Here is a 13,019-nt window from a genome sequence, read left to right as displayed (position 1 = left end):
TTTAGGTTAGAATTATAAAAACAGTTACTACTTTTGAGGGATTTTCAAGGGGAGAAAATGACCTCTTATTTCAGTGGCAAATATGTGAACAATTTTTGGGATAAAAAAACCTTTTTGTCATTGCAAAGTATAAAATAATTTGTTAAGTATAAGAAAAAAAATAACTCACAAGTTTATTAGAAAGATTATGAAATATTTTGATTATAAGGTTCGCGTACGTTATGCGGAGACAGATAAAATGGGCGTTGTATATCACGGTAACTATGCGCAATACTTTGAAATTGGGAGAGTTGAGTGGTTGAGGAACTTAGGTATATCGTATAAGAAAATGGAGGAACTTGGTGTTATGTTACCTGTGGTATCGTTAACTATGAATTATAAGAAATCAGCCTTCTACGATGACGATTTAACCATACGTACAATCTTTAAAAAACTTAGTTCTGTGAAGATAGAATTTGATTATGAACTATATAACGAAAAAGGCGATTTATTAACAACAGGTAATTCCGTTTTAGTGTTTGTGAATATGGAAACAGGAAGACCAATGGCTGCACCAGATTATGTTGTTGATAAAATACAAATGTTAGAAAAATAGCAGTCATTTTAGAGTGAATAAAAATAATCTAGTTGAACAATTGTTTTTGTTAGTTGTCTTTTAATGGTAAAAAAGACAAATTAGGTACAGCATTACTTAAAACAAATATTTATATTTACACAAAAGATTATAAATTATGAAACCAATATATTGGCTGATGAGCCTAGGTACACTTTTATCAATAGGGACGTATGCACAAGAACCAAAGTTGTTAGATGGTCGTGTACGTTTATATGATGGAAATGTAGTTCCTGTTACTATTGAAAATAAAAGAAGTAAAGAAGTGACTAAAGCTGATGGACGTGGGTATTTTATCATGGATGCAGCTGTAGGGGATACTATTCGTTTTTCTGATAAGAAGTTAGCTTCTGTTAATTATATCATTGGCAAAGAAGATTTGAATGCCAGTAGATTTAATGTACTAATGACTAAAAAAGGGCAGTCCTTAGATGAGATTATCATTGTTCGCAAAGATTTTGGTGATGACTTCTTTGAAGGTGTTCCTAATAAAAACCTTACAGCAGCAGAGAAACGTTATAAAAAGAATAATACTGTTTTTTCCTCAACATCTAACTATGGAATGGGAATTAGTTTAGATGCCTTAGTTAATATGATATCTGGTCAAAAGAAAAGAGATAAACAGGCGATTCTTTATGAAAAATTAGATATAAAAGTGCAGCAGTTCTTAGATGACTACACTAGAGAAGAACTGTTAGAGGATTTTAAAATTCCTGAAGAACGTTTAGAGGCATTTCTTTACTACGTAGTAGCTCAGCCTAGTTTTGAAAAAATAAAAGTAGAACGCACAGAAGGTTTTAAACTTTATTTAGCTCAAGAATATATTGATTTCTTAGGGTTTATGGATTTAGAAGAATAATGATTTTAATGTAGAATCATATCATGATATTATTATAGAAACTGAGTAATAGTACGCTATTATTCAGTTTTTTTATCGGTCTTAAGTATAAAAGTAGAGATATCAAATAAAGCATCTTTACTATAAGCTTTACGACCTTGGAAGACAAATAACCACTTTTTCCATTCAGGCCATTGCGCATCTAATTGATAGTTGAATAACTTTGCATTTAGTAGACCATGTGTACTTCTTGGATATACTTTGATAGTGGTAGTGTCTGATTCTCTATTAGAAGTATATTGTTGATAAAGTTGAGCATTGGTACCAGCAGGGACATTAAGATCATCACTTCCCCATAAGGCTAATAGAGGACCTTGCATATTTTGTAAATCAACAGAAGAATCAGCTTTGAGATTTCTAGCAATGAATAAGAATCTATCTTTTTCTATTTCTGATTTTTTAATTGTACAATCATTAAAATCAGTGAATAGTTTATAATCTGCTTGCTGTATAGAGTCTGCTTTTCGTTTTATTTCTTGTTCTGAGTATCCTTCTTCCTCTAAGCGTTTCGTTGTATAGTAATAACCTTGATCCATCCAATTAACGGCTCCTCCGATGATAACAGAGAAAGCAGGCTTAGTAAGGATAGCTGCTTTCGGAATGACCCAGCCTCCTTGAGAGAAACCTAGATATCCAATTCTATTCGGAGCAATTCCTTTGTCATGTACTAGTAAGTCAAAAGCATCTTTAGCTTCTACAGCTCTGTCCGTGATGGATTGGTTTAACCAATTTCCTTTGCTTTTATCTATACCTTTCTTGTCCCAAGTAAATACAGCAATTCCTTGATCTACTAGATGATGTATTAAAGGAAGGTAGCCTGAGTTAGAGGTCTTGTTTTGTGGGCCATCTCCATGAATAAAAATAGCGATAGGAGCAGTTTTAAAAAACTCTTTTTTAGGTAGAAATAAAGTGGCAGACAATTCCTCTCCTTGTGAAGTAAAGATTACTTCCTTTTGTGTAATCGTCGTGTCATCAAAATCTTGACTTCCTAAGAAGAAAAAATAAAGAAAAATAATGAGAAAGGTAGTAAAGATTGCTGCAAGTATTTTCCAAAGCATAGCTGTATTTTTAGCCAAATATAAGTAGGTACGCGAATAGAAAAATAATATATTTAACTCAACAGTATTTTTTCAGTACTGAAACTACAAATAAAGGAGAAAAAGCTAATTGTATCTAAAATAGACTATTGAGTGAAAGTAAAGAACGAAACTAATATGCTTCGTCCGTTTCTTCGACAACTTTTACTTCATAAAATGGAACAAAAGCAGCTAGCGCTTGTTCATATTCATTTTTGCGTATAGATAACTCTATTTCACAGCTCATTTCCATTTTTTGACTTAGAATGTTTAAGTCTTTTTCTTTGATTACACGCATGACATTGTTCATGTCTTTGTATTCAAAGCGAACTTTAAACTTCTTATCAATTGTTTTTTCTATAATATTCGCTTCTTCCATGGCCATCTGAGCTGCTGCACGATAGGCAGTGATTAGTCCTCCTACGCCCAGCTTTATACCGCCAAAATAACGCACTACCACAATTAAAATATCTGTGACCTCATAGGATTGTATCTGACCATAAATAGGGGCACCAGCTGTATTACTAGGCTCTCCATCATCATTAGCACGATAGTATACTTGTTCTGCTCCGAGCTGAAAAGCATAGCACCAATGACGGGCATTATAATGCTCTTTCTTGATGCGATCGATGATTTCTTTTACTTCTTCTTCGCGTTGAATAGGAAAAGCATAGCCAAAAAACTTACTATTCTTTTCTTTATACAATACTTCTTCTGTTGGTCTACTTATTGTTTTATATGAATCTAATGCTTCTGCCATTATTTGCGATATACTATTCTTAATTCGTTGTCTAAAATACGATGTTTTACTACTTTATCAAATCCTGAAAGATGTGGAGAAGGGATACCTTCTGTTATTGGAGTACTTCCAATAAATACTCTTGCTTCATCCCATAACTCTGCATCAATAAAATGCTGAAGTGTATGCGTACCACCTTCTACTACAACAGACATAATCTGATGTCTGTATAAAATATCTAGAATCTGTGGTACTAGAGATTGACTAAAATCTGCATGCTCATAGATTAGATTATCAGTAGAGACTAAGTCTTGATTAGCCGTGATACAGATTGTTTTGACATTATTATCTTTAATGCTAAAGGAATTGTCTATTTTGCCAATTCTATCAATAAATACACGGATAGGGCTTTTGCCGTACCAATCTCTTGTAGTAAGAGAAGGATTATCACTAAGAACTGTTTGTGTACCTACTAAGAAAGCCATTTCTTCACTTCTCCATTGATGTACTAATTGTTTAGAATAGGCATTCGATATCCAGAAAGGTCTATTAGTAGTTCTTTGTATAGGAGCGATAAAGTGATCTATAGACTCAGCCCATTTTAGGATAATATAAGGGCGTTTTTGATTGTGAAATGTAAAAAAGCGCTTGTTACTATCTTGGCATTCTTTTTCTAACACACCTACTATTACTTCTATTCCTGCATCACGCATTTTTTGAATTCCTCTACCACATACTTTTGCAAAGGGATCTACAGTACCGATAACCACCTTAGGTATCTTTTTTTCGATCACTAAGTCACAGCACGGAGGAGTCTTACCGAAGTGACTACACGGTTCTAGACTGACGTATAAAGTACTTTCTTTAAGGAGCTCTTGATTCTGAACAGATGCTATTGCATTAGGTTCAGCATGAGGACCTCCATAAGGAGATGTAAAGCCTTCTCCGATAATGCGATTGTTGTGTACTACCACAGCTCCTACAGAAGGATTAGGCATAGCAGCATAAGTTCCTTGTAGTGCTAATTGAATACAGCGAGAAATATATAATTCGTGTCTTTCCAAAATTGATAATAATGTATCTTTGAACAAAATTAAACTAAAACATTTGTTTTTAAAGAATACTATGCAGATAAAGTACTACCAATCCTGTTTTAAAGAGAGTTTAACTCCTATTTATGATGCTGTGGAAGCGGAGCAATTATTTTTGCTTGCTTTGGAAGAAATAGAAGGGAAGACTAGAATTGATCTAGTCATGAATCCAACGATGCAGACAGATAAGGTGGATGTATGGGAATCTGTATTAGAAGAATTAAAACAAGAAAAGCCAATTCAATATATCTTTGGACGAGCCTATTTTTACGGATTGACTTTTAAGGTGAATGAGTTTACTCTTATTCCAAGAGCAGAAACAGAAGAATTAGTAGAGTGGATAATAAATAGTGTCAACCCATCTAAACCTATTAGAATATTAGATATAGGAACAGGAAGTGGCTGTATAGGAATAACATTAGCGAATGAATTACCTCTAGCTAGAGTTACTTTAATGGATGTTTCTGATAAGGCTTTAGAAGTAGCGAAACAGAATGCAGTAAGTAATGGAGTGGCTGTGGAAACGATTTTACAAGATGTATTACAACTAGAAAAGTTGAAGAGTCAGTACGATATTATAGTGTCTAATCCTCCTTATGTACGCAACTTAGAAAAAGTAGAAATAAAAAAGAATGTATTAGATTATGAGCCTCATCTAGCTCTATTCGTAGAAGATAATGATCCACTGATATTTTATAGAAAGATAGCTCTTCTAGCCAATAACAACTTACAAATAGGAGGTATGTTGTTCTATGAAATTAACCAGTATTTAGGAGAGGAGACTAAAACATTGTTTGAATCTCTTGATTTCACAGGTGTAGAGTTAAGAAAAGATATGGTAGGAAATGATAGAATGATTAAAGCTGTTAAACGATAAGTGAGTAGAGTAATTAACGTCATAGAGATAAAAGCTTTTTCCTGCTGTAGTAGCTGAATTTATGGAATATTCTATTTCTAGTAGTAACACCTCACAAGTATTGTAAGCAATTCTCATGAACTTATAATTAAGAATTTATTGAATAAGGACATATAAACTAATAAAGGGGCTGTCTCATTGCAAAAAGAGACAGCCCTCTTTGTTCTGATATTTTAGATATTGTTTTAGGGGATTTTTTTTGAAATATTGCAACCTTAGAGGATTGAAAAAAACATTTCGGAAAAAAAAGGGTAAAAAGAGTCTTTTTAGGCAGCTCTCTTTCTGATATTTTGTGCAATTGCCAATAATCCCCATTCTATTGCGACTTTTTCCTTACCACGAAGCATAAATCGGCGGAACCCATGGTTCTGTTTAATATTTCCGAAAACTGTTTCTACATCGTGACACCTTTGTTTACGCTTGTCAATACCTTCTTTTGTAGTGAGTAATTTACTTGCTTGTTTTCGGTGTCGTTGTAATTCAAAGTTTATCTCTATAGTCCGATTGCCTTTTGCTTTATGACACACACCATTTAAAGGACAACCTTGACAATTTTTAGCTTGATACTGCCTTAATGTTTGGATAAAGCCTGTAGTTGTAGTTTTTGTTGTATCTCCAATATAGTGCATTTTTTGTCCCATAGGACATACAAAATAATCACCTTTGTGTTGGTAAAACAATTTATCTGTTGTAAAAGGCTTTGTACTTTGCTTAGCATTCTTTCTTGGTTTTTTTTCTACTTGTTCCTGCTCTTGATCAAAAGTGTTATACTTCACAAAAGCTTTAATTTCTTCCCCCTCTAAATAGGTGTAATTTTCTTGACTACCATACCCTGCATCTGCTATAACAGACTTTGGATATACTCCATAATTCTCTTTGAATTTTTCTAAGTGAGGTATTAATGTAGTTGTATCAGTTGGGTTTGAATGTATACTATAGGCTAGGATATATTGATTGTTGGTTGATATTTGAACATTGTAGCCTGCTTTTAGAAAACCACTATTCATATGATCTTCCTTCATACGCATAAAAGTAGCATCCTTATCTGTTTTAGAATAAGAATTACGATCTTCTAATATAGCTTCATGCTCTTGGTACTCTTGAATTTTTGTAGGATACTCTTTAGTAATATACTTCAGTTTATTCTTTACTTTCTGATCAACATCTGGATTGTCTTTTAGCGCTGCATTTAATGTATCAATGGCTTGAGAGATAGCTTCTGTATCTATTTTCTTAAAATCTGGAGGAGGTGGAAGTTCACTTTCTTGTCTAGCAATAGAGTCTGCATACCCCCATATCTCTAGGATTTGTTGAACCATCTTTTCTTTATAATTTGAAATAGCTTTCTTCCAAACAAAGGTGAATTTATTAGCATTGGCTTCGATTTTAGTTCCATCAATATAAGCCTCTTCAATACTGATAAAACCTTCGGCTATAAATAATTCAACAATCTGAGTAAAGATCTGCTCTATATAACCCTTAAGTTTTGAAGAGCGAAAACGATTAATTGTATTGTGGTCTGGGTAAGACATACCACTCAGCCACATATAATGAACATTCTCTAAGCAAGCCTGCTCAAGCTTGCGACTACTGTATACATTGTTTAGGTAACCATAGATTAAAACTTTTAGCAACATCTTAGGATGATAACTGATACCACCACATTTAGAGTAGCTATCATATAAGCTTTCTAAGTCTAACTTATCTATTACTGTATTAATAATACGTACAGGATGTAATTTAGGAATAAAATCATCTAAGGAATGAGGAATCAAGCTCATTTGATTCTGAGCGTAGTATTTAAATCTAGGGGATTGTTTTGCCATAAACACATTGATTTAAGATTTAAAAATACTGATAATCAACGAAATAAACAAATTTTAAAAGTATAGATATACCAAATATTGAATAAAAAAGAGGCTGTCTTTATGAGACAGCCCCTTTATTAGTTATAATTAGATTAATGAGCGTGTCCTCCGCCTCCTTCGTTTTTGATCAAGTGACTTTGAATATAGTAAGCGCCAGATAGTACAATCTCACTATCTTTAGGAATGTCTTGTAAGACTGTTACCTGTGAGTATCCTAATTCTGATACTCCTGCTTTGACTTCTATTCTTTGGAAGTGATATGACATACCGCTTTCTTCTTTATGAGCATCTTCTAGAATGAAAATAAACTCACGTCCATCTGCTTTGACAATCGCGTCATTAGGCAGAGCATCTACTGTTCTCTCTCCGATATGTACTAATGCATTAACATAAAGTCCCGGTATCAGAGTCTCAGGTACATTGTCAATATTAGCATGTACGATTACGGTTTTAGTACCAGGTTCAAAAGATTTATTGATACTAAAAATAGTAGCAGTTACCTCTGAATTATTGATATTAGTAAAGTTAAAAGAGACCTTTTGTCCTATTTTGATAAAAGGCATGTCTTTTTCATACACTAATAAATCTAAGTGAATTCTAGAGTTATCTACAATAGTAAATAGAGACTGCCCCGCCATAACATTAGTACCTATTTTGACTGGTATAGTAGCTATATTACCAGATATAGGAGATACTATTCTCAGCGATTTAGAAATAGACCCAGGAGCTGTATTAACTAAGCTTAGTCTATTGCTTAAAGATTGGTATCTCGCGCGTTCTATATTTAAGTCTGATTTAGTCTTCTGATATGTCTTTTCAGAGTTGACATTCTCTGCTCTTAGAGTTTGTTGACGTTTATACTCTAGCTCTAAATATTCTAATGTGTTTTTAGAAACGAGGTATTCCTCTTGTAGCTGAATATATTTAGGACTATCTATAGTTGCTATTGTTTGCCCTTTTTTTACATAGTCTCCTAGATTCACATTGATATTTGTGATTGTACCACTTAAAAAAGAAGATACATCAGCCTGACTTTGAGCAGGAAGCTCAGTATTACCATTTACTCTAATGACATCACTTAAGTTTTTTTGCTGTATTTGTCCTAGTTGAATGTTAGAAGCAGTGTATTGAGCTTGGTTGAGCTCTACCTCTTTATTAGCAGATTCTTCTTTCGCTTCTGTTTTTGTAGTACTCTCTGTTTTTTCGTTTTCGTGATCATGACCAGAATGGTCTTCTTCAGCATTTTTACAGCTAAAGAATAGAATACTTGTAGCTATTGATAAAAATATAATCGACTTTTTCATTTCTCTGATATTATTGGTTTACTAAATAATGTAGGGTATTGTGACTTAGGTTATACTGTAGAATAGCATCTAAGTAATTCATCTGAATCGCTAGTGCTGTTTCTACAGATTGAATGTATTCTACATAAGAGATATCCCCATTATTATAAGATTTCTTAGCGTGATCTTTGATAAGCGCAGCATTTTTTAAAGCGTTTTCTTGATAGTAATCGATTACTTTTTCTTGTGCTTTGATAATGTCAAATTGTTGTTGGACATTTTCTTCTAACTGTTTGTGCAGGTATTCTTTTTGCACTGTAGCTTGTTGTATTTCATACTTCATCGCTTTTACCTTAGCGTTTTGACTACCAAAGAAGATAGGTATAGAAATCCCAACAGTATAACTTGGTACACGCAATTCTTTACCATAAGTGATAGGTAGTCCATTACTCCCTGTTACAGTTCCTGAATCTGATTTTATATTATAACCTAATGAGAAGTCAGGTAAGAAGTTTGCCTTCTCTAGTCTTCTATTTGCTTCTATTGTTTCGATCTCTTTTTCTGCTAGCTGAATAGTGTTGTTTAAACTCAAATCAAAGTCAACATCCGCCTCGTGTTTGTCATACACAATATCAGTGTTCATAGGGATGAAATCTTCCTCTAAGTTTAATAGAGCTTTTAGCTTAGAAGTTTCGTTGTCTATCCCTGTTTTATTTTGTGTGATAAGTACTCTTAACTCTTGTTCTTTAGCAGAAGCTACATTACTTTCCATCAGTGTAGTTTCACCTGTTTCATAGCGAAGCTTAGCTGATTTAGAAAAATCCTTTAACAAGTCTGCTTGTTCTTTAAGTAGTACTTCTTTTGAAAGTGCATACAATAAGTTTTCCCAAGCTTGTCTTACTGCATATTCTGTAACATTAACAGCTCCTTGCTGTTGGATAACAGCGGTCTCGTAAGCCTTATTTAGAACAGACTTTTTCTTTCCATAGGTAAACGGTGAGAAAGATTGAGAAATAGACAAGGTAATGTCCTTTTTCTCTTTAGTGTCTAAATACCCAAAACCTGTTGAGATATCTGTTTTAGCTAGGTCAAAGTATGTTCCTATCATTTGCTTTTGAGCAATTGTATTATACTCTGCCGCTTTTATTCCTTTATTATTTGCTACGCTTAGTTCTAAAGCCTCTTGTAATGTAAGCTTTTTGACTTCTTGTGCTTGTGTACCTATCCCCATTAGTAATAATAGAGTAGAGGCTACTATAGTTTTATTTTTTTTGCCTATACCCAATCCTTTTTCTTCATAGTAATAGATAATAGGCAAGACGATTAACGTTAAGATAGTAGCAGATATTAACCCTCCGATAACTACTGTAGCTAGGGGTTTTTGTACTTCTGCTCCAGCACTAGTGCTCAGTGCCATTGGTAAGAAACCTAGAGAAGCTACAGCTGCTGTAAGTAATACAGGGCGTAGACGTATTTTAGTTCCTTCTATAATTCTTTCGTATAAATCCATACCTTCTTTTTTAAGTGAGTTAAACTGACCGATTAGTACGATACCATTTAATACAGCGACTCCGAAAAGTGCGATAAATCCAACTCCTGCTGAGATACTAAATGGCATATCTCTAAGCCATAATGCAGCTACTCCACCGATAGCAGAAAGAGGAATAGCAGTAAAGATCATCAAGGACTGTTTTCCTGATTTAAAAGTAAAGTATAACAACACAAATATTAATGCTAGAGCTACTGGTACAGCTACCATTAATCGGTTTGTTGCTTCCACTAAGTTTTCAAATTGTCCTCCATAAGTGATAAAGTATCCATCAGGCATATCTAGTTTTTTATCTAAGATGGCTTGAATGTCATTCACCACACTTTTTACATCTCGTTCGCGGACATTAAATCCTAATACAATACGTCTTTTACCATCTTCTCTACTGATCTGTTGAGGACCGTCTTCATAGTCGATATTAGCGATTTGCCCTAAGGGAATTTGTTGCCCATTCGCTAATGGGATAAACATATTTCTTAGGTTTTCAATATCTTGTCTAGAATTGCTTTCTAAGCGCACGACTAGGTCAAATCTCTTTTCTCCTTCATAAACTACTCCTGCAGTTTCTCCTGCAAAACCAGCTCTTACGACTTGACTGATTTCAGATATGGTAAGCCCATATAGCGCAAGTTTATCTTGATTATACTTAATCGATATCTGTGGCAATCCGCTTACTCTTTCTAGTTTAGGACTAGCTACACCAGGTACACCTGAGATTAGACCACTTATTTCATCTCCTATACTCGCTAGGCGATCTAGATCGTCTCCAAATACTTTAATCGCTACATCACTTCTTACTCCGGTCATTAGTTCGTTAAAACGCATTTGGATAGGCTGAGAGAATTCTGTCGTTACTCCCGGTATTTCTTCTAGTGCTTCTTCCATTAGAGAGATAAGTTCCTCTTTGGTTTTAGCTGATGTCCATTCTTTTTTCTCTTTTAAAATAATAATCATATCGGCAGCTTCCATAGGCATAGGATCTGTTGGAATCTCTGCACTACCTATTTTTGAGATGACCATTTTCACTTCAGGGAAGCGCTCCATTAGAATCTGTTCTGCCTTAGTTGTAGTCTCTATTTCTTGAGATAGTGAACTACCAGAAGAGATAATAATATGTGTAGCTAAATCTCCTTCGTCTAGAGTAGGAATAAACTCACCTCCCATACGACCGAAGACAAATAAAGCAATAGCAAATAATCCAAAAGCAATAGCTAGAACGATTCTTTTTATTTTAAAAGCACCTTCTAATACAGGCTTATACCAACTGTATAACTTGTCAATAATCTTATCACTAAAGTTTGGTTTTTCTTTGCCTGCTTTCTTCGATAAGAATAACGAAGAAGCCATAGGTACATAAGTAAGCGAAAGAATGAAAGCTCCTAGAATAGCAAATGACACAGTCATCGCCATAGGGCCAAACATTTTTCCTTCGATACCTGTTAAAGCTAATATAGGCAAGTACACGATTAGAATAATAATTTCTCCAAACGAAGCACTTGTTCTTATTTTAGACGAAGCAGTATATACTTCAGTGTTCATTTCGTCTTGGGTGAGCACCCTATTTTTACCTGCGTGGAGTCGATGTACTATGGCTTCTACAATAATAACAGCTCCATCGACTATTAATCCGAAATCAATTGCTCCTAAACTCATTAAGTTACCACTTACACCGAATAACTTCATCATAGAGATAGCGAATAATAAGGCTAGAGGTATCACAGAGGCTACGATTAGCCCTGCTCTCCAGTTTCCTAAAAGCAATACTAGTACAAATACGACAATCAATGCTCCTTCGATAAGGTTTGTTTGTATTGTACTAACTGTTTTATCTATTAACTTAGTTCTATCTATAAAAGGTTCTATTGCTACCCCTTCAGGTAGTGTTTTTTCTATTTGAGTGATTCTTTCTTTTACCGCTTTGACCACTTCTTGTGTATTGGCATCTTTTAGCATCATCACCATACCACTCACATCTTCACCTTTTCCATCTTTAGTCACAGCACCATATCGAATACTGCTCCCGATGCGTACTTCTGCCACATCGCGTACTAATACAGGTGTACCGTTGTTAGACTTTACTACGATTCGCTCTATATCTTCTATGCTTTTTACCATTCCCACACTTCGGATGAAGTAAGCATAAGGTTTTTTGTCAATATAAGCTCCTCCAGTATTCTCATTATTGGCTTCTAGTGCGTTAAATATCTCCAGGATAGAGGTGTTCATACTGTTAAGCAAGTCAGGTTTTACTGCTATTTCGTATTGTTTTAATTCACCTCCTAGGGTGTTTACTTCAGCCACTCCTTTTACACCTACCAGTTGCGGTTTGATAATCCAGTCTTGTATAGTACGTAGATCCATACTATTGTATCTTTCTTCGTAGCCATCTTTAGGGTAGACTACATATTGGTATATTTCGCCTAGCCCTGTACTCACAGGAGCTAACTCAGGTGTTCCTACTCCTTTAGGAATGACTTCTTCAGCAGTTTTTAGTTTTTCTGATATTTGATTACGAGCCCAGTATATATCCGTGTCTTCTGTAAATACTACAGTGATCACACTTAGTCCAAACCTACTGATAGAGCGAAGTTCCGTTATATTAGGAATGGGCTTTACAGCCTGCTCGATAGGATAGGTGATGAATTGTTCCACTTCTTGTGTTGCTAGTGTAGGAGAACTAGTGATAATTTGAACTTGATTATTGGTTATATCAGGTTGAGTATCCATTGGTAAATTAAGGAGAGAATAAGTCCCAAGCGTGATTAACCCTAGAACAAATAGTCCAATAATAAACTTGTTGCGGATACTAAAATGTATGATTTTATCTAACATAGTAGTAATAGTCTTAAAAATGATTTGTGATGTGTTGTATGGGCTAAGTAATACGCCATAACAAGAGTTAACTTTATGATTCTATAAGCCTGTATAGGATAACTACAATCTTGTTCTCTGTTAGAATATGTCTACAGAAATAAGTAGCTCTAAA

At 34.4% G+C, this 13,019-nt stretch carries 9 protein-coding genes; 3 read left to right on the top strand and 6 right to left on the bottom strand.

The features are described from left to right. Positions 1 to 187: 187 nt before the first annotated feature. Together MYRA21_RS18620 and MYRA21_RS18615 are read left to right on the top strand one after the other, a co-directional pair. Positions 188 to 595, top strand: coding sequence for a thioesterase family protein (locus MYRA21_RS18620; protein WP_006258585.1), 408 nt, complete (start codon positions 188 to 190; stop codon positions 593 to 595). A 136-nt stretch (positions 596 to 731) separates the two neighbouring features. After that, positions 732 to 1,472 (top strand): hypothetical protein, encoded by a 741-nt coding sequence (locus MYRA21_RS18615; protein WP_039330326.1) that lies wholly within the window; start codon positions 732 to 734, stop codon positions 1,470 to 1,472. Positions 1,473 to 1,531: 59 nt separating this feature from the next. On the opposite strand, the gene MYRA21_RS18610 is transcribed toward MYRA21_RS18615, so the two are convergent. The 3 genes from MYRA21_RS18610 to ribD all read right to left on the bottom strand — a co-directional run bounded on the left by MYRA21_RS18610 (position 1,532) and on the right by ribD (position 4,417). Then, positions 1,532 to 2,569 (bottom strand): S9 family peptidase, encoded by a 1,038-nt coding sequence (locus MYRA21_RS18610; protein WP_039330530.1) that lies wholly within the window; start codon positions 2,567 to 2,569, stop codon positions 1,532 to 1,534. A 151-nt stretch (positions 2,570 to 2,720) separates the two neighbouring features. Further along, entirely contained in the window at positions 2,721 to 3,347 is a 627-nt protein-coding gene (locus MYRA21_RS18605; RefSeq protein ID WP_006261777.1) for a YigZ family protein, read from the bottom strand. Further along, positions 3,347 to 4,417, bottom strand: coding sequence for a bifunctional diaminohydroxyphosphoribosylaminopyrimidine deaminase/5-amino-6-(5-phosphoribosylamino)uracil reductase RibD (gene ribD, locus MYRA21_RS18600; protein WP_006258580.1), 1,071 nt, complete (start codon positions 4,415 to 4,417; stop codon positions 3,347 to 3,349). The genes MYRA21_RS18605 and ribD overlap by 1 nt, the downstream gene beginning before the upstream one ends. A gap of 34 nt (positions 4,418 to 4,451) precedes the next feature. Between ribD and prmC the strand changes: the two genes are divergently transcribed. Then, positions 4,452 to 5,294, top strand: a complete 843-nt coding sequence (gene prmC, locus MYRA21_RS18595) for a peptide chain release factor N(5)-glutamine methyltransferase (RefSeq protein ID WP_039330323.1) — start codon at positions 4,452 to 4,454, stop codon at positions 5,292 to 5,294. Positions 5,295 to 5,599: 305 nt separating this feature from the next. On the opposite strand, the gene MYRA21_RS18590 is transcribed toward prmC, so the two are convergent. The 3 genes from MYRA21_RS18590 to MYRA21_RS18580 all read right to left on the bottom strand — a co-directional run bounded on the left by MYRA21_RS18590 (position 5,600) and on the right by MYRA21_RS18580 (position 12,865). Then, on the bottom strand, positions 5,600 to 7,159 hold the full coding sequence (locus tag MYRA21_RS18590) for an IS1182 family transposase (protein ID WP_006261699.1): 1,560 nt from the start codon (positions 7,157 to 7,159) through the stop codon (positions 5,600 to 5,602). A gap of 134 nt (positions 7,160 to 7,293) precedes the next feature. Beyond that, positions 7,294 to 8,505, bottom strand: coding sequence for an efflux RND transporter periplasmic adaptor subunit (locus MYRA21_RS18585; RefSeq protein WP_039330321.1), 1,212 nt, complete (start codon positions 8,503 to 8,505; stop codon positions 7,294 to 7,296). A gap of 10 nt (positions 8,506 to 8,515) precedes the next feature. After that, on the bottom strand, positions 8,516 to 12,865 hold the full coding sequence (locus MYRA21_RS18580) for a CusA/CzcA family heavy metal efflux RND transporter (protein ID WP_039330319.1): 4,350 nt from the start codon (positions 12,863 to 12,865) through the stop codon (positions 8,516 to 8,518). Positions 12,866 to 13,019 lie beyond the last annotated feature (154 nt).

The sequence above is a fragment of the Myroides sp. A21 genome (genome assembly GCF_000807225.1).
In the GTDB taxonomy this organism is placed as follows: Bacteria; Bacteroidota; Bacteroidia; order Flavobacteriales; family Flavobacteriaceae; genus Flavobacterium; species Flavobacterium odoratimimum.
Note: the sequence above shows the minus strand (reverse complement) of the source record. Positions and strands in the feature narration are given on the sequence as shown.